This window comes from Spongiibacter tropicus DSM 19543 (assembly GCF_000420325.1).
In the GTDB taxonomy this organism is placed as follows: domain Bacteria; phylum Pseudomonadota; class Gammaproteobacteria; order Pseudomonadales; family Spongiibacteraceae; genus Spongiibacter; species Spongiibacter tropicus.
In genome coordinates this window covers 217,758-235,035 of sequence record NZ_ATUS01000002.1, presented here as the reverse complement: position 1 = coordinate 235,035, position 17,278 = coordinate 217,758, and the positions used below count along the sequence as shown (strand labels likewise).

Here is a 17,278-nt window from a genome sequence, read left to right as displayed (position 1 = left end):
GCAGTGATTTGCTGTGGTCGGGCCGTTTAGCTCAGGAGTTGTAGCGTGGATCAGCCCATTACCATCGCCCTTACCAAGGGGCGCATCCTAAAGGAAACTCTGCCCCTGCTGGCGGAGGCCGGTATCGAGCCGCTGGAAGATATTTCCAGCAGCCGCAAGTTGATCTTCGCCACCAACCATTCCCATATCCAGCTTATTGTGATTCGCGGCACCGATGTGCCGACCTACGTCAAGCTGGGCTCGGCTGACCTCGGAATTGCCGGTAAGGATATGTTGCTGGAACTCGGCGCAGACGATATGTATGAGCCTCTGGATCTGAATATTGCCCGCTGCAAGTTGATGACGGCGGGGCGCGTTGGCGAGGCGTTGCCTGTTGGGCGCGTGCGGGTTGCCACCAAGTTTGTGAATGTAGCTCGTCGCCATTTTGCCGAGCAGGGGATTCAGGTTGAGCTGATCAAACTCTACGGCGCAATGGAATTGGCGCCGTTGATGGATCTGGCGGATTTGATTGTCGATATCGTAGATACCGGCAATACGCTGCGGGCCAATGGCATGGAGCCCCGTGAACTGATCTCTCCCGTCAGTTCTCGTCTGGTGGTCAACCGGGCAGCAATGAAGCGTAAACACCAGACGATTCAAAAAATTATCGGTGACTTGTCGGCGGCCGTAGAGGCCCGCGCCGTGGAGGCATGAGATGAGTGATTTGCAGTTGCGCCGCTTGAATGCCGGTGACGCCGACTTTGGTGAAACCCTCGATGCGCTGCTGGCTTGGGATTCGGTATCCGATGAGGCCGTCGCCTCTACTGTCGCAGCCGTGCTGGCCGATATTCGTCAGCGTGGTGATGCGGCGGTACTTGAGTACACGCGCCGTTTTGACGCAGTAGAAGCCAGTAATGTCAGTGAGCTGGAGTTCAGCGCCGAGCAGCTGCAGGTCGCGCTGACACGTATTGATTCGGCTCAGCGGCAGGCGTTAGAAGAGGCGGCTGATCGTATCCGCCGTTATCACGAGCGCCAGCAGCAAGCGTCCTGGCAATACCAGGAAGACGACGGCACGGTATTGGGTCAGCAGATTCGCGGTATGGATCGCGTGGGGCTGTACGTGCCAGGCGGCAAGGCGACCTATCCGTCGTCGGTGTTGATGAATGCTGTTCCTGCCAAGGTGGCCGGAGTGGGCGAGTTGATCGCTGTGTCGCCCACGCCCAACGGCTATGTGAACGACATGGTGCTGGCTGCGGCGGCCATTGCCGGGGTGGATCGCTTGTTTGCGGTCGGTGGTGCTCAGGCTATCGCGGCGCTGGCCTTTGGCACGGAAACGATTCCTCGTGTCGATAAGATTGTCGGTCCCGGCAATATCTATGTGGCTACTGCCAAGCGCCAGGTGTTCGGCAGCGTCGGTCTCGACATGATTGCCGGCCCGTCCGAAATTCTGGTGGTTTGTGACGGAAAGACCGATCCCGACTGGATTGCGATGGACCTGTTCTCACAGGCCGAGCATGACGAAGATGCGCAGTCTTTGCTTATTAGCCCCGATGCAGAATTCCTCGACAAGGTTGCGGAGAGCGTTGCCCGCCTGCTGCCCCAGATGGAACGGCAAGATATCATCAGGCAGTCCCTGGCGGCGCGTGGTGCGCTGATTAAGGTGGCCGATATGGCCGAGGCGATTGCACTCATTAACCGCATTGCGCCAGAGCATCTGGAGTTGTCGGTGGATAACCCGGAGCAGTATTTGCCGGAGATCCGTCACGCCGGGGCGATTTTTCTGGGGCGCCACACGCCAGAGGCGCTGGGGGATTACTGCGCCGGTCCCAATCACGTACTGCCAACATCAGGCACCGCGCGGTTTTCCTCGCCGCTTGGGGTATACGACTTTCAAAAGCGCTCGTCGATCATCAACTGTTCCCCGGCGGGGGCGGCCAAGCTGGCGCGCACCGCCTCGGTGCTCGCCCGTGGTGAATCCCTGACGGCGCATGCGGTCAGCGCGGAATACCGCTTGCAAGCTGGAGGTGAGGATGAGTAGGTTCTGGAGTCCCATCGTTAAAAAGCTGGAGCCGTATGTGCCGGGTGAGCAGCCCAAGCTGCAAAACCTTACCAAACTGAATACCAACGAGAACCCGTTTGGGCCATCACCAAAAGCACTTGAGGCGATGAAGCAGGTGCTGGGCGATGAGCTGCGCCTGTATCCTGATCCCAATGCTGATAGCCTGCGAGAGACCATAGCGGAGTATTACGGGTTGACGGCCCAGCAGGTGTTTGTCGGCAATGGTTCCGACGAAGTGCTGGCGCATGTGTTCCATGCGCTGTTTCAGCACAACCACCCGCTGTTGTTTCCTGATATTACCTACAGCTTCTACCCGGTGTATTGCCAGTTGTACGGCATTCCCTACGAGCAAATTCCGCTGGACGATTCCTTTGCCATTGCGGTGAGTGATTATCGCGGTATCAATGGCGGTATTATTTTCCCCAACCCGAATGCGCCGACAGGGCGCCTGCTGCCGCTGGATGAAATTCGCCGCCTGTTGGAGGTGAATACTGAAACGGTGGTCGTGGTTGATGAGGCCTATATCGACTTTGGTGGCGAATCGGCGGTGGGGCTGATCGATCAGTTCCCCAATCTGCTGGTCACGCAGACACTGTCAAAGTCCCGCTCGCTGGCGGGCTTGCGTGTTGGCCTGGCGCTGGGGTCGCCCGAGTTGATTGAGGCGCTGGAGAGGGTGAAGAACAGTTTTAACTCCTATCCGCTGGACCGTTTGGCGCTGGCAGGGGCAGAGGCCGCGTTCAAAGACCAGGCGTACTTTGAGCAGTGCCGCCAGGCCGTCATTGACGAAAGAGATCGCCTGCGCGTGGCCCTGAACAAGCGGGGATTCGAGTCGCTGCCTTCGGCGGCTAACTTTCTGTTCTGTCGTCACCGCGATCTCGCCGCGGAAACTTTGGCCGCCGCGTTGCGGGAAGATGGCGTGATTGTCCGGCATTTCAGGCAGTCGCGTATCGAGAACTATCTGCGGATTACCGTCGGCACTGCCGAGCAGCATGAGCGCCTGCTGGCATCCTTTGATCGCCACTTCGGCGCTAAATGAGGGCTGGCCTGGGCTAACTGTTGGTTTGCTGTTCTGGTCGCATTGCGACCTGCGTACTGACGGTAAAGGCCTGCTCTCCGCGAAGCAGTCCCAGCGTGACGGTTTCGCCCGGACGGGTATCGGTAATCAGGCGCATCCCCGCGTGACCATCTCCCACTTTCTCGCCGTTGATTTCGGTCAGTACGTCTCCCAGGCGCAGTCCTGCCTCGGCGGCCGGCCCATTGTTGGCTAATCCGGTAATGATGACGCCGTTGGTGCCGGTGCCCAGCGGTTGAACTTCAATGCCGAGCCAGCCGCGTACCGGGTGACCGTAGCGAATCAGGTCGTCCATTGTGCGCATCGCCAGGTCAGTGGGGATTGCCAGTCCGATGCCTGTAGAGCCGCCGCTCTGGGTGTAAATGGCGGTATTGATTCCTAGCAACCGCCCGTTGCGGTCGATAAGTGCGCCGCCGGAGTTGCCGGGGTTGATAGCGGCATCGGTTTGGATAAAGTTCTCGAATTGGCTCAGCCCAAGGCCGTAGCGACCGGTGGCGCTGACAATGCCTTGCGTAACGGTTTGCCCGAAGCCGTAGGGGTTGCCGATAGCCAGCACGATATTGCCAACGCGTGCCTGTTCGGGGTTGCCGGGTTTGATCGCTGTCAGGTGGTCGAGATCCACTTTAAGTACCGCGAGGTCGGTATCGGAGTCGCTGCCAATAACGCTGGCCAGCGCCTGGCGGCCATCCTGCAGCATGACCAGTATCTCATCAGCGCCCTTGATAACGTGGAAGTTCGTCAGCAAATAGCCGCGCTCATCGACGATGACGCCAGATCCCAGGCTGCGTTCCAGGTGCTGGCGAACGCGACCGTTGCGGTTGAAAAAGTGCTTGAAGAGAGGGTCGTTGGCCAGTGGGTGGCGCTGCTGCACCACTTTGGTGGTGTATATGTTGACAACGGCGGGGGCGGCTTGCTCAACGGCCAGCGAAAAATCCTGCTCTGTGGATGTAGGTTGTGACTGGTAGGCGAGAATGCATAGGCCCAGCAGCAGGCCGCACAGGCTGGGCCAGAAAAACGATGTCAGGTTGTGCAGTTTCACGTCGTCGTCTCTTATTCTCTGAGGGCGGCGGCAGGTGAGTCGGGTATTCTGTGCCGCGATGGGCGTGATAGCCTATCACGACTGACCAAAAATCCGAATGAGCAATAGAGAGGAGTTGCTGTGGCGGTAACATTACAGGCACTGCTGGCGGAGGCGAATCGCCTGATGGAGCCTGAAGCATTTCAGGATTATTGCCCCAATGGCTTGCAGGTAGAGGGGCGGGGTGAGGTGCGGCGTCTGGTATCCGGGGTCACTGCCAGTCAGGCGCTGATTGATGCCGCGATTGAGCAGAGAGCTGATGCGATCTTGGTACATCACGGCTTTTTCTGGCGGGGCGAAGACCCCTGCTTGCGCGGTATGAAGCGCCGCCGAATCGCGGCGTTGCTGGAAAACGACATTAGCCTTATTGCCTATCATCTGCCGTTGGATGCGCATCCTGCGCTGGGCAATAACGCGCAGCTTGCCAAGCGTCTGGGAATTGTCGTTGATGGCGGTATGGATGCAGGGCCGCGTTCAGTAGGAAGCGTCGGGCATTTTTCGGAGGCTTTGGCACCGGAGCAGCTTGCTCAGCGACTGGTCGATGTGCTCGGTCGTGAGCCCTTGGTGGAGTGCGTGGGGGAGCAGCCCATCAAGCGGATCGCATGGTGCACCGGTGCAGCGCAATCGTATATTGATAAAGCTGCCGCGCTGGGGGTGGATGCTTATCTGAGTGGTGAGGTGTCAGAGCCCACTATTCACAGTGCCCGTGAGCAGGGCGTGCACTACTTCGCTGCCGGTCATCACGCTACAGAGCGTTATGGTGTGCAGGCGCTTGGCGAGGCCCTGTCTAGGGCGCTGGGCGTCGAGCATCGCTTTATCGATATCGACAACCCAGCGTAAGCGTCTGGATTATTAGGCGTGCGGAGGAACCGGAGGAGTGGGCTCCTCTTTCTCTGAGCGGCCTTTTTCCAGACCAAATTCTTCGTGAAGTGCGCCCTTTGAGCCCGGCTGGCGGGGGGCGTAGTCCAGTGGTTGCTGAGAGGGCTTACCCGAATTGGGGTTGCCTTCCAGCACGGGGCGGCCTTCTGGAATAGCCTGTAGCGGACTGATGCCCGTGCTGTGCAGAGAGCTGGCACCTTCGGCAATATGGTTGTGAACGCTGCGGTAGCTTTCTGCCAAGTCGTTCAGTAGTTCTGCAGTGCGGTCAAAGTGGCTGCTCACCTGCTGCTGATATTCCTGCTGCTGTTGCTGCATGTCGGTGAATTGCTTCTCTAGTGCAGCGCGGCTCTGTTGTTCCGGTTTTTTGTTGGCCAGGAAATAGCCGATGGCAGCGCCTGCCAGCAGGCAGCCAATGCCTACGAATACCAAAGTGCTCATTGTTTCTTCCACGCGTGTCCTCCTGTCAGCGACTTTCCGTCGCGTTTCTCTCTAGTATACTCGGGCATCCGGCGCGGGGCAGCAGCAGGGCGCGAAAAATTGCCAATTGCTACATCGCTGGGTAAAGTTGCCGCGTTTTCTCAAAGGAGCCGCCCATGTCATCCCCTATTGAGCGCTATCGTCGCGATCTGGAGTCGCCTGCGTTTGCCCATGATGCCGCTCAAGCCCAGGCCGTTGATTGCCTGCAAAGGCTCTATGAGGATTTGGTGGCTGCGCCCCCGCCGCAACGGTCGGCAGGAGGATTGCGTGGGTTGCTGGGGCGTTTTGTGAAATCTCCGGAAGTGGCGCCGACAAAGGGGCTGTATTTCTGGGGAGGTGTCGGGCGCGGCAAAACCTACCTGATGGATACGTTCTTTGACACCTTGCCATTTGAAGACAAGCTGCGGGCTCATTTTCATCGCTTCATGCAGCGGGTGCATCGCGAGCTGAAAAGCCTGGCGGGAGAAAAAAATCCGCTGATTTCAGTCGCCGATCGCATTGCTGACGAGGCGCGGGTCATCTGTTTTGATGAGTTCTTTGTCTCCGATATTACTGATGCGATGATTCTGGCTGGTCTGTTTGATCGTCTGTTTGAACGCGGGGTGGTGCTCGTGGCGACGTCGAATATTGTGCCTGACCAGCTGTATAAGGACGGTCTGCAGCGCGCGCGTTTCCTGCCAGCCATTGCGTTAATCAAGCAGAATGTCGACGTGATCAATGTTGATGGAGGGGTCGATTACCGCCTTCGCGCACTGGAGCAAGCTGAGCTCTACCATTCGCCGCTCGGCGCGGAAGCTGAGGCCAGCCTTCAGGAAAGCTTTGATCGATTGGCGCCGGAGATTCCGTTATCGGACCAGTTGCTGGAAATTGAGGGGCGCAATATCCTGGCGCGTCAAATTGCCGACGATGTTGCCTGGTTCGAGTTCGACGAGCTCTGTGACGGCCCGCGCAGCCAGTACGACTACATTGAGCTGGCCAAAATCTTCCATGCTGTGCTGGTTAGTAATGTGCCGGTACTGGGAGCGGGGCGCGATGATCAGGCCCGGCGCTTCATTAATTTGGTCGATGAGTTTTACGACCGCAATGTAAAACTGGTATTGTCTGCGGCCGCGCCACTGGAGGCACTTTATGCCGGTGGCAGATTAGACTTTGAATTTGAACGTACCCAAAGCCGCCTGCTGGAAATGCAGTCGCAGGAATACCTGGCCCGAGAGCACCGCCCGTAGGGTGACGTTGGCGCCAAAACGCCATTCAAGAAAGCTGCGTTTTTCGCTTGAAAATCGTTTGGCGCTTATGTAGTATTCGCGCTCTTTGTTCGGTACGGTCCCCATAGGCGAGATTCATGAAAACCTTTAGTGCAAAACCCAACGATGTCACTCGCGACTGGTTCGTGGTTGACGCCGCCGACAAAACATTGGGTCGTCTGGCCAGTGAGATTGCGCACCGCCTGCGCGGCAAGCACAAGCCTGAGTACACGCCTCATGTCGATACCGGCGACTACATTGTTGTTGTAAACGCGGAGAAGATTCGCGTTACTGGCAAGAAAACAACAGACAAAATGTATCACCATCACACTGGTTACCCCGGTGGCCTGAAGTCAATGAGCTTTGAAAAGCTGATCGACAAGGCGCCCGAGCGTGTTATCCAGAGTGCTGTAAAAGGCATGCTGCCCAAAAACCCACTGGGTCGGGCCATGTTCAAAAAACTCAAAGTTTATGCTGGCGCAGAGCACCCGCACACCGCTCAGCAGCCCATCGAACTGAATATCTAACGGAAGCGTACTATGTCAGCCACTCAATACTACGGCACTGGTCGCCGTAAAACTTCTTCAGCCCGCGTCTTTCTGACGCCCGGCAGCGGCAAGATCCTCGTTAATGATCGCGAGCTGGATCAATACTTCGGTCGTGAAGTAGCCCGCATGATTGTTCGTCAGCCTCTGGAGCTGGTGGATATGGCTGAGAAGTTTGATATCAAAGTGAACGTCAACGGTGGCGGCAGCTTTGGTCAGGCTGGTGCGATTCGCCACGGTATCACTCGCGCACTGATGCAGTACGACGAGGCACTGCGTGGTGATCTGCGTAAGGCTGGCTACGTAACCCGTGATGCCCGTGAGGTTGAGCGTAAGAAAGTTGGTCTGCGCAAGGCGCGTAGAAGACCTCAGTTCTCCAAGCGTTAACCGTTACGGTCTTTCAGACCGGGGACGCTACTGGCGGCTATCGGAAAACGCCCAACAGCAATCTGTGGGGCGTTTTTTTTTGTCCGTTTTGCCCTGCTGGAGAGGCAGGGAGTTGCCTGGAATTTATTGGCAGTAAGGGTCAAGTTCCATTACTATTTGGCCCATTTGAGATTAGCTGGGGTTCCTCCTCGGGGCCCATCCAGTCTGATTATTCATATGTTATGGGGGAAACGTCATGAGTAATGACGGCGTAAACACCGGGCGTCGGCGCTTTCTGACAGCGGCGACCTCTGTGGTTGGTGCCGCCGGCGTGGTTGGGGTGGCAACACCCTTCGTCGGTTCTTGGAATCCCAGTGCGAAGGCCAAGGCGGCTGGTGCACCGGTAAAAGCGGATATCAGTAAGCTAGAGCCCGGCCAGATGGTCGTGGTTGAGTGGCGAGGCAAGCCCGTTTACGTGTTGCGTCGTACGCAAAAGCAGATTGACGAGCTGCCGACCGTTGAGTCACATCTGAAAGACCCTACCTCCGCCAGTGCAGATCAGCCTGAGTACATCGAAGGGGTTGCGCGAGCGATTCGCCCGGAGATTCTGGTGTTGGTCGGCCTTTGTACCCATTTGGGTTGTGCGCCCAAGCACCGCCCTGAAGTGGGTGTGCCTGATTTGGGTGGTGACGCTTGGGTGGGTGGTTTCTTCTGCCCATGTCACGGGTCGCGTTTTGACCTGTCCGGTCGCGTTTACAACGGCTCTCCCGCGTCAACCAATCTTGTCGTACCTCCGTACTCTTATGAAGGTGACAATGTTCTTGTTGTTGGTGTTGATCAGGGGGCTGCGTAATGAAGATGTTGATTGGTCTGCGCGATTGGGTTGATGCCCGCCTGCCGATTATGCGCGCATGGGACACCCACATGGGTAAATACTATGCGCCGAAGAACTTTAATTTCTGGTATTTCTTTGGTGTGCTGTCACTGGTGGTGCTGGTTAACCAGCTGCTGACAGGTGTGTGGCTGACCATGAGCTACACCCCCAGCGCAGAAGAAGCTTTCCGTTCTGTTGAATACATCATGCGCGACGTGGAATATGGCTGGATCATCCGCTATATGCATTCCACCGGTGCTTCCGCATTCTTTGTGGTGGTGTACCTGCACATGTTCCGCGCCCTGCTTTACGGCTCATACAAAAAGCCGCGTGAGCTGATTTGGGTGTTCGGGATGTTTATCTTCCTCGCGCTGATGGCCGAAGCATTCGTAGGCTACGTATTGCCTTGGGGTCAGATGTCATATTGGGGCGCGCAGGTTATCATTTCGTTGTTTGGCGCAATCCCGGTTGTTGGTGAAGATATTGTTCAGTGGATTCGCGGTGACTACCTGATCTCCGGTATTACCTTGAACCGCTTCTTTGCTCTGCACGTTGTAGCGCTGCCAATCATCCTGTTGGCGCTTGTTCTGCTGCACATTCTGGCACTGCATGAAGTGGGTTCAAATAACCCCGATGGCGTTGAGATCAAGAAGAACAAAGACGAAAATGGTATCCCGCTCGACGGCGTGGCGTTCCATCCGTACTACACCGTGCACGATCTGACGGCGATTGCGGTCTTCCTGTTTGTATTCTGCAGCATCATCTTCTTCATGCCGGAGATGGGCGGTTTCTTCTTGGAATACGCGAACTTCGAACTGGCGAATGGCCTGAAAACGCCCGATCATATCGCGCCGGTTTGGTACTTCACCCCGTTCTACTCGGTATTGCGTGCGGTGCCGGATAAGCTGTGGGGCTTCATCGCCTTCGGCGCGTCAGTCGCTATTCTGTTCCTATTGCCTTGGCTGGACCGCAGCCCCGTGAAGTCGATTCGCTACAAAGGGCGTATCAGCAAAATCGCACTGGTGATCTTTGTCGCATCCTTCCTGATCTTGGGTGTGCTGGGTGTGAAAGCACCGACTGAAGGTCGTACTCTGCTGGCACGTATCTGCTCCGTATTGTACTTTGCCTTCTTCCTGCTGATGCCTTTCTGGACTAAATGGGAAGCGACCAAGCAAGAGCCGACCCGTGTTACAGACGGTGGTATGGGCTTCTGGAAGAGCATGGGTGTGCTGCTGATTGTGGCATTGCTGACGATTCTTCCGCTGAAGGCGGTCGGCGCTGAGTCCGCTTACGATTGCGGCACTATGGCTTGCGATTCAATCGAAACGGATGTGACTGACCAAGCCTCTCTGCAGGGCGGTGCGCAGACCTTTATGAACTATTGTATGGGCTGCCATACACTGGAATACGGTCGGTATCAGCGTGTTGCAACCGATCTGAATATTCCTGAGGACCTGTTCGAGCAGTACCTTAAGTTCGACAAGTCGGCGAAGATTGGGGCGTTGATGACCAACTCCATGCCCAAGGATGAGGCGAAGAAGTGGTTCGGCGCTGCGCCGCCGGACCTGACGTTGGTGGCGCGTGCGCGTAACCCCGAGTGGTTGTACACCTACCTGCGCCACTTTTACGCCGATCCGTCTCGTCCCTACGGTGTGAATAACAAGGTCTTTAAAGACGTCGGTATGCCACATGTATTGGCCGAGCTGCAGGGTATGCCCGAGTGCGCGCCCGGTCCGGTTCACGCTGAAAATGGTGGTATACTGCGCGATCCGCTGACCGGTGAGGACGTGTTGTTCGACGAGAATGGCGACGCCCTGAACCCTTGCGGTAGCTTCACTTACGCGACCGAAGGTCGCCTTAGCCCGGAAGAGTACGATAAGGTGATCTACGACCTCGTAAACTTCCTGGAATACATGGGTGAGCCGGTGCAAGCCAAGCGTCAGCGCATTGGTATTTATGTGTTGGCCTTTATTGCGCTGTTTTTCGTCTTCGCGTACCTGCTTAACCGCGAGTACTGGAAAGACGTGCACTAAAACAGACTCGACAAGCGGGTCTTTGCTGACGGGCAGCTTCAGATGAAGTCTGCCCGTTTGTTGTCATTACGGTATACAGTTTGAGGTGAGTTCAATGGCCGTTGTCGCCAAGCGTTCTACTATGACTTTCTTTTCGGATGCGTCCAGTCACTACAGCCACCGCGTGCGCATCGTGCTGGCTGAAAAAGGCGTGACCGTCGATATCATTGACGTGGATCCCGACAACCTTCCCGAGGAAGTGTCTGAGCTCAACCCCTACAACAGTCTGCCGACACTGGTCGATCGTGACCTTGCGCTCTATGAGTCAAAGGTGATGATGGAATATCTCGATGAGCGCTTCCCTCATCCACCGCTGCTGCCGGTTTACCCGGTTGCCCGTGGAGAAAGCCGCCAGTTCATCTACCGCATAGAGCGCGATTGGTGCCGCCTCGTTGATGAGATTCAGAACGGCCCCCAGAAATCACAGGACAAAGCGCGTAAAGATCTGCGTGACAGCCTGCTGACCATTGCGCCGATTTTCGCTGAAAAGCCGTTCTTTATGAACGATGAGTTTACGCTGGTGGACTGCTGCTTGGCTCCGATTCTCTGGCGTCTTGAGCAGCTGGGCATCGATATGCCGCAGACTCGCCAGTCAAAGCCATTACTGGATTATATGGCACGCCTCTTCGAGCGTCCTTCTTTTCAGGAAAGCCTGACCCAGAAAGAACGGGAAATGCGCAGCGAAAGCAGCGCGGCCTGAGGGACGTCTCGGATGCTGGGAAGTATGACATCCAGTCGGCCCTACATGATCCGGGCCATCTACGAATGGGTTGTCGACAATGACTGCACGCCGTATATCCTCGTCAATGCGATGCAGGAGGGTGTGCAGGTGCCCCAGCAATTTGTTCAAGACGGGCAGATTGTTCTAAATATCTCCCCCACGGCAGTTGTCGGACTGGATGTAGGTAACGATGAGCTGGGATTTCGCGGTCGTTTCGGTGGCGTCGCTCAAGATGTCCGCGTGCCAACGTCGGCAGTACTGGGAATCTATGCCAGGGAAAACGGGCAGGGCATGCTGTTCGACTCCGACGACCCGGTTCCTCCTCCTTCGCCATCAAGCCCAGATGACGATAGCACGTCGCCTAGCTCGAAGACGCCAAAGTCTGGCAGGCCGTCACTGAAAGTCGTTAAGTAAGCGATAGTTCGCTCCTCAGTAATACTCAAAGACGCGTATGACTTTTTGGACCCCGGTGGTTTCGCTGGCGACTTTTGCTGCTATGTCGGACTCATTCTTTGATACTAATCCCATCAGGTAGACGGCGCCGTTCTCGGTGATGACTTTGATGCGTGATGCATCGAGCTCGTCATTGAGAGAGAGGCGACTTTTTACCTTTGTGGCCAGCCAGCTGTCACTGGTGCGGGCCATCAGATGAATGGGCTCTCCGATCACCAGTTCGTTGTGAACCTTGCGTACTTTCTTTACCTGGTCGGCGACTGCGGCAGCTACGCGTTTGAGTTCTTCGTTGGGTACCTGGCCTGTAAGCAGAACAATGCCGTTGTGGCTGTTGACGTCGATACTGGCTTGGGAGAAAGCGTCATTGGCTTTGCGGATGTTGACGGATACCTTGGTTTCAATGATTTGGTCGTCGATGTAACTGCCAAGGCTGCGGCTGCCGGGGTCGTCCTCTATCGGGCCTTCATGAGTTGCGCTGAGGATTTGTGTGCAGGCAGACAGGCCGATGCAAAGAGATACACAGGTCAGAAGCCGGGTCAGTACATACATGGTTAATGGGTTCCAAAAAGTTGGCTGTCAATGAGTTCGCAAATAGCGTGTACGGCGACAAGCTGCATTTCCGTCAGGCGAGCGCGGTCCTCTACCGGGAACGCCAGCTCAATATCATCGCTGTGCAGCAACGCTCTGGCATCGCCGCCTTGGGCGCCACACATGCTGATCACTCGCATATCGCGCTCATGGGCGGCCTGAATACAGCGCAGGGTGTTGGCGCTGCTTGCCTGATAGCAGATAAACAGGCAGTCACCTTGCTGGCCCAGTGCGCGAATTTGGTTGGCGAAAATATCATTGTATCCCGATTGGGCGGCAATAGCGGTTGCGCTTGCGGTATCTGCTGTCAATGCCATCGCCGGCAGGGCAGGGCGCTCGTGCTGATATTGGTTTAACAGGTTTGTCACCAGGTGCTGTGCGATGAGACCGTTACTGCCTTCACCGCAGCACATAATTTTACGCTCCTGAAGCATGGCGTTAACGATGTGCTGGCTAGCCAGTGCAATACCGTCTCCCAATGACTCCATGGTGTACATGCAGCTTTCGATATGACGGTGAAAGAGGTCAATAACCTGCTCGGTATGGTCCACGAATGGCATCCTGTTACTGAAAGGCGTTCTGCAGCCAGTTTATGTCAAAGCCACCATTACACGCCGATGCTTCAATGACATCGAAACGGCAGCGAAGTTCGGCGCCCTGAACGGTAGCCAGATAGTGAGAGGCGGCGGCAATCAGGCGCTGTTGCTTGCGCCAGTTTACCGATTCGGCCGCACTGCCGAAGCGCTTGCTTTGCCGACAGCGAACTTCAACAAATACGAGCATGGGGCCATCGCGAGCAATCAGGTCTATTTCGCCAAAGCGGCAGCGGTAGTTGTGCTCAATGAGTGTGAGCCCTTGCTTTTTAAGGAAGCGGGCGGCCGCCTGTTCAGCGGCATCCCCCTTCTTTTTGCTAAGGTCTAGCACTCAGTCTTCGGCCTGAGCCGGTGTGCTGGGGGCATCCATCACGGCAACGCCCCGGAGGATTTTTGCAAGGCTGAGGGTGCGCTCGATCTGCCCCAGCTCATTCAGTGTGAGTGCACCGGTTTCTCCGAAAACTTGGCCGTCGCTCTGCAGCTGATTAATGCGCATATGCAGCCGGAAGCTGTCCACGCCCAGGGCATACATGCGCTGATAGGTGCCGCTGTTGGGTAGATTTTCATTGACTTGCTTGCGGATCGAATTCTCTTCGCTGAGTACCCAGGGGATATCGATAAAATGAATGCCGTTAATATCTTGGTCGCGCGATCGGTCTGTATTCCCCTGATAAACATGAGAAGTGGCGTATACGGGCAAGTCGCCGGCATAGTGATAGGCTAGGAGCGGCTTAACGGCGCGTCCCTCATTGGGTCTGGCGACGAGGAATACCATGTCTACATCGCTGCGACGGTGCGGTTCGAAGTGCGGGTGCATGCCGATTATGCGCTGTAATTCCCGGTGCCGGCTTTCACTTTTGTCTATTTGGAGAACGCGCTTGATTTGTTTGGAGTAGTTGTTGGCGCTGGCATCAAAGCTGGTGCTGGCAATAATTTCTCCGCCCAGACTTTGCCAGCGCTCGGCAAACGCATGCGCGACATTGCTGCCCCAGCTGCCCTCGGGGGTAATGATCAGCGCCCGTTGCAGGCCCTTGCCGCGCGCAATTTCAGCAACTTGCTGCGCTTCATCTTCGGGGTTGAGGCCAAACTGGTACAGGCCTCCCGGGAATTGCTCGCCATCTATGCGGTTAAGCGCCAGTGTGGGCAGTGGCATCATCGCCTGGTGGCGGCTTATCAGTTCGCTAAGCTTTTCTTTGCGCAGGGGGCCAATCACCATTTCGGCGCCGTCGCCGCTCAGTTGCTGAATCAGTTGGTTGATGTCGGACGTTTCGCTATCGTAGAACAGCATTTCAGGGACAGTGGCATTTCGGCGCCGGGCATCTTCATAGGCCGCAATAAAGCCGTCACGGATGGCTTTGCCAAAAGGCGCGTAGCGCCCGGTCACGGGTAAGAGCAGCGCAATCTTCTTGGGTTGCTCGACCATCAGCGTGTCGAGTTGATCGAGACCGCCGGGAAGCTTTCCTTGATTGGCCGGGTGTTCCGGCCAGCGTGCGAGCCAGGCGTCTCGTTGGCGAATCTGGGCTTCGATATTACCCTGGTTGTCCTTGGCAATGGATGCCAACTCAAGCCACCCCAGATAGTCTCGGTTGCTGGCGCTGGTCAGATTTTCCAGCAGCGTCGATGTCGGAATCTGCATCAGCGATTGCCAGATCGCTTTTCGATTGTGCTCCTGCTGGGAGCGAGTCAACAGCGGGTCGATAAAAATCCACTCTCTGACAGCCGCGAGGTGGTCGCCCTCAATCGCGAAGAGAGAGGCGCGCAATTGACTGAATTGCAGCTGGCGGCGCAGTGGTGCTTCCAGCATCGCCTGTTCAACCAGTGGGTCGGACAATTGCTGAAGCGCTTCGGCGAACTCAGCGTGAGCGCGGTGAACGCGCGCACGGACGATCGCGAGACGCAGTGCTTGATTTGCGGTCAGCTCCGGAGCGATCAGTTCGCTGACAATGTCGTCGGCTCGACCTATTTCGCCATCACGCAGCAACACCTCTGCCGCGCGTAATTGCAGCTCGGCAGCCTCCTCGGGCGAGGCAGTTTGCGCGTCGATCAACCACTGCTCCACGGCACCCGAGTCAGCTGTTGCAGGATTAAAGCCGGAGTCGCGTCGGTCGCCGGGTTTGCCCGCCGGGCTGGGCCGATTAATCTCATAGCTGTGCAGCGTGTCGCTACCAGAAGGCGCGGGTGTCTCCGGCGTGGAGGAGCAGGCGGCCAGCAATGCGCTGATCAGCGCGAGTACGAAAAATCTTGTCTTCATCATTATGCCGTTGTTAGTCTTCGCGGGCCGAATACACGGAGGGATTTCAGGTGGACCCTGTCCCCACATTGTTCATTGTAGCGACGCCGTTGGGGAATCTGGCCGATATGGTACCCCGAGGGCTGGAAGTCCTACAAACAGTAGACACGATTGCGGCTGAAGATACTCGCCGCAGCGCCCCGCTATTGGCGCATTTCCAAATCACGACGCCCATGCGTGCCTACCATGATCATAGCGGAGAGAGAGATACGCAGCGCCTGCTACAGGTGTTGCGCGATGGTGGCAGCGTGGCTTTGATTTCCGATGCTGGCACGCCATTGATTTCTGATCCCGGCTATCGTTTGGTCGATGCCGCCTTAAGTGAAGGCTTTCGGGTGTCACCGATTCCGGGGCCGAGCGCCGTTATTGCGGCCCTGTCGGTAGCGGGTTTGCCTTCGGATCGTTTTGTTTTCGAAGGTTTCCTGCCGTCGAAAGTGCAGGCGCGCCAGAAGCAGCTGCTGACACTGGCGCGAGAGCCGCGAACGATGATTTTCTATGAGGCGCCGCACCGTTTGCTCGATAGCGTGGCCGATATCGCCGAATGTATGGGTGGAGAGCGCGTGGTTGTATTGGCGCGTGAACTGACCAAGCTCTATGAAACGGTGGTCCGTCTGCCTGCGGGGGAGCTTGTAGATTGGATAGCGGCGGATCGCAATCAGCAACGGGGAGAGTGCGTGTTGCTGGTCGCGGGGTACCGCGCGGTCGACGATGAATTACCGGCGGAGGCCATATATATCTTCGACACATTGCGCGAAGAGCTGCCGCTAAAACAGGCAGCGAGTTTGGCGGCCAAGCTAACGGGTGTTAAAAAGAATCGCCTTTACCAGTACGGTTTAGATGTGCCGCTGAAAAAATAGTGAGAGGGGCTTGTGGTTCGTTCAACCACTGGTTATTCTTACAGGTGAGTCGGCTGGGCGACCGCTTTTCCGCAAGGAAGGGAGGAAAGTCCGGGCTCCATAGGGTAAAGCGCCAGGTAACGCCTGGGGGGCGAGAGCCTACGGAAAGTGCAACAGAAAATATACCGCCTAAGCAGCTCTGCTGCCGGTAAGGTTGAAATGGTGCGGTAAGAGCGCACCGCGCAACTGGTAACAGCTTGCGGCATGGTAAACCCCGCTTGGAGCAAGGCCAAATAGGAATCCGATGCTGTGACCCGCAGTGGATTCGGGTAGGCTGCTTGAGGCCTGCGGTGACGCAGGTCCCAGATGAATGGTCGTCCTCGACAGAACCCGGCTTATAGGCCGACTCATTTTTCTCATTTTATTCCCTCCGTGTTTAAGTGATTCCGCTAAACTTAAGGTTTTACTTTAAGTTGTCGTTCTATTCTTTTGTTTTGCCTTGCTATTGATGCTTTGTGATTTTCTTTTTCTGCGAATTTCGCTGCACGATGCCCTCCAGTTTCTGAAAAATCCCTGCTATTTCCTGCATCGCTTTCTTGACAGTGTGACTGAGCAGTTCATATAGTGTCGCGTAGTGGAGAAAAGTGGATATTTGTGGGTCTCAGTGGTGCAAGAGTGGAATTAACAGGACTTTAGGTGGCATAGCGTGTTTATAGGCAGCTACGCAATCACGATGGATGCAAAGGGGCGCATGGCCATTCCGGCCAAGGTGCGGGATACCCTTGCGTCTATTTGTGATGGGCGACTGGTTGTTACTGCGCACACTGAGGAGCGCTGCCTGCTGGTCTATCCAGAGCCTCAATGGGCAGATCTACAGCCGAAAATTGAGGCATTGCCCAATATCCATCGCAAGGCGCGCCGCATGCAGCGATTGTTGTTGGGTTATGCCACGCCGCTTGAGCTTGATGGCAATGGCCGGGTGCTGTTGCCACAAACGCTGCGTGACTACGCAGGGCTTGAGAAGAAGCTGATGTTGATCGGCCAGGGTAAAAAACTTGAGCTGTGGAGCGAGGCGGGCTGGTACGACGAGCTTGAAACCGGTGACGACGATGTGTCGATGCCGGATGAAGTGCTGTCACTGTCACTGTAGGG

The 17,278-nt window shown here is 56.3% G+C and carries 19 protein-coding genes and 1 other RNA gene; 14 read left to right on the top strand and 6 right to left on the bottom strand.

Annotation, left to right across the window (positions count from 1 at the left end):
- The first annotated feature begins 45 nt into the window (after positions 1-45).
- Genes hisG through hisC form a run of 3 tightly spaced genes read left to right on the top strand, consistent with a single transcriptional unit; the run spans position 46 to position 3,074 of the window.
- Positions 46-693, top strand: coding sequence for an ATP phosphoribosyltransferase (gene hisG / locus G411_RS0112730; protein ID WP_022959601.1), 648 nt, complete (start codon positions 46-48; stop codon positions 691-693).
- A gap of 1 nt (position 694) precedes the next feature.
- Positions 695-2,017 carry a histidinol dehydrogenase gene (gene hisD / locus G411_RS0112725; protein WP_022959600.1) on the top strand — a complete coding sequence of 441 codons (1,323 nt, stop codon included), beginning with the start codon at positions 695-697 and terminating at the stop codon, positions 2,015-2,017.
- On the top strand, positions 2,010-3,074 hold the full coding sequence (gene hisC / locus G411_RS0112720) for a histidinol-phosphate transaminase (protein ID WP_022959599.1): 1,065 nt from the start codon (positions 2,010-2,012) through the stop codon (positions 3,072-3,074). Before hisD ends, hisC begins: the two co-directional genes overlap by 8 nt.
- A gap of 13 nt (positions 3,075-3,087) precedes the next feature.
- On the opposite strand, the gene G411_RS0112715 is transcribed toward hisC, so the two are convergent.
- Positions 3,088-4,143, bottom strand: coding sequence for a trypsin-like peptidase domain-containing protein (locus G411_RS0112715; protein ID WP_028968414.1), 1,056 nt, complete (start codon positions 4,141-4,143; stop codon positions 3,088-3,090).
- Positions 4,144-4,269: 126 nt separating this feature from the next.
- On the opposite strand from G411_RS0112715, the gene G411_RS0112710 reads away from it, so the two are divergent.
- On the top strand, positions 4,270-5,028 hold the full coding sequence (locus tag G411_RS0112710; protein WP_022959597.1) for a Nif3-like dinuclear metal center hexameric protein: 759 nt from the start codon (positions 4,270-4,272) through the stop codon (positions 5,026-5,028).
- Positions 5,029-5,040: 12 nt separating this feature from the next.
- On the opposite strand, the gene G411_RS20375 is transcribed toward G411_RS0112710, so the two are convergent.
- The gene (locus G411_RS20375; RefSeq protein ID WP_157581309.1) at positions 5,041-5,505 is read right to left on the bottom strand and encodes a Z-ring associated ZapG family protein; all 465 of its coding nucleotides are present in this window, start codon (positions 5,503-5,505) and stop codon (positions 5,041-5,043) included.
- 155 nt (positions 5,506-5,660) lie between these two features.
- Here G411_RS20375 and zapE point away from each other — a divergent pair, with 155 nt between their 5' ends.
- From zapE to G411_RS0112670, 7 genes are all read left to right on the top strand, one after another.
- Complete coding sequence (gene zapE / locus G411_RS0112700) at positions 5,661-6,770, top strand: cell division protein ZapE (RefSeq protein ID WP_022959595.1); 1,110 nt, start codon at positions 5,661-5,663, stop codon at positions 6,768-6,770.
- Positions 6,771-6,886: 116 nt separating this feature from the next.
- Entirely contained in the window at positions 6,887-7,315 is a 429-nt protein-coding gene (gene rplM, locus G411_RS0112695) for a 50S ribosomal protein L13 (protein WP_022959594.1), read from the top strand.
- 12 nt (positions 7,316-7,327) lie between these two features.
- Positions 7,328-7,720, top strand: a complete 393-nt coding sequence (rpsI, locus tag G411_RS0112690) for a 30S ribosomal protein S9 (RefSeq protein WP_022959593.1) — start codon at positions 7,328-7,330, stop codon at positions 7,718-7,720.
- Between the two features lie 235 nt (positions 7,721-7,955).
- A complete protein-coding gene (gene petA, locus G411_RS0112685; protein ID WP_022959592.1) occupies positions 7,956-8,552 on the top strand; it encodes a ubiquinol-cytochrome c reductase iron-sulfur subunit in 597 nt (198 codons plus the stop codon).
- Positions 8,552-10,606, top strand: a complete 2,055-nt coding sequence (locus G411_RS0112680; RefSeq protein ID WP_022959591.1) for a ubiquinol-cytochrome c reductase — start codon at positions 8,552-8,554, stop codon at positions 10,604-10,606. Before petA ends, G411_RS0112680 begins: the two co-directional genes overlap by 1 nt.
- A 94-nt stretch (positions 10,607-10,700) precedes the next feature.
- Positions 10,701-11,345: a stringent starvation protein SspA gene (gene sspA / locus G411_RS0112675; protein WP_022959590.1), complete on the top strand. Its 645-nt coding sequence runs from the start codon at positions 10,701-10,703 to the stop codon at positions 11,343-11,345.
- A 24-nt stretch (positions 11,346-11,369) separates the two neighbouring features.
- The gene (locus G411_RS0112670; protein ID WP_028968413.1) at positions 11,370-11,780 is read left to right on the top strand and encodes a ClpXP protease specificity-enhancing factor; all 411 of its coding nucleotides are present in this window, start codon (positions 11,370-11,372) and stop codon (positions 11,778-11,780) included.
- 15 nt (positions 11,781-11,795) lie between these two features.
- On the opposite strand, the gene G411_RS0112665 is transcribed toward G411_RS0112670, so the two are convergent.
- From G411_RS0112665 to G411_RS20370, 4 genes are read right to left on the bottom strand one after another with little or no spacing between them, the layout of a single operon-like run.
- The gene (locus tag G411_RS0112665) at positions 11,796-12,368 is read right to left on the bottom strand and encodes a BON domain-containing protein (RefSeq protein WP_022959588.1); all 573 of its coding nucleotides are present in this window, start codon (positions 12,366-12,368) and stop codon (positions 11,796-11,798) included.
- Between the two features lie 2 nt (positions 12,369-12,370).
- A complete protein-coding gene (locus G411_RS0112660; RefSeq protein ID WP_022959587.1) occupies positions 12,371-12,958 on the bottom strand; it encodes a D-sedoheptulose-7-phosphate isomerase in 588 nt (195 codons plus the stop codon).
- Between the two features lie 13 nt (positions 12,959-12,971).
- A complete protein-coding gene (locus G411_RS0112655) occupies positions 12,972-13,331 on the bottom strand; it encodes a YraN family protein (RefSeq protein ID WP_022959586.1) in 360 nt (119 codons plus the stop codon).
- On the bottom strand, positions 13,332-15,251 hold the full coding sequence (locus tag G411_RS20370; RefSeq protein ID WP_022959585.1) for a penicillin-binding protein activator: 1,920 nt from the start codon (positions 15,249-15,251) through the stop codon (positions 13,332-13,334).
- 50 nt (positions 15,252-15,301) lie between these two features.
- Between G411_RS20370 and rsmI the strand changes: the two genes are divergently transcribed.
- The 3 genes from rsmI (at position 15,302) to mraZ (ending at position 17,276) form a co-directional block, all read left to right on the top strand.
- Positions 15,302-16,147 carry a 16S rRNA (cytidine(1402)-2'-O)-methyltransferase gene (gene rsmI / locus G411_RS0112645; protein WP_022959584.1) on the top strand — a complete coding sequence of 282 codons (846 nt, stop codon included), beginning with the start codon at positions 15,302-15,304 and terminating at the stop codon, positions 16,145-16,147.
- Positions 16,148-16,192: 45 nt separating this feature from the next.
- An RNA gene (gene rnpB, locus G411_RS21545) (RNase P RNA component class A) lies at positions 16,193-16,540 on the top strand.
- 292 nt (positions 16,541-16,832) lie between these two features.
- On the top strand, positions 16,833-17,276 hold the full coding sequence (mraZ, locus tag G411_RS0112635) for a division/cell wall cluster transcriptional repressor MraZ (RefSeq protein WP_028968412.1): 444 nt from the start codon (positions 16,833-16,835) through the stop codon (positions 17,274-17,276).
- The last annotated feature ends 2 nt before the right edge of the window (positions 17,277-17,278 follow it).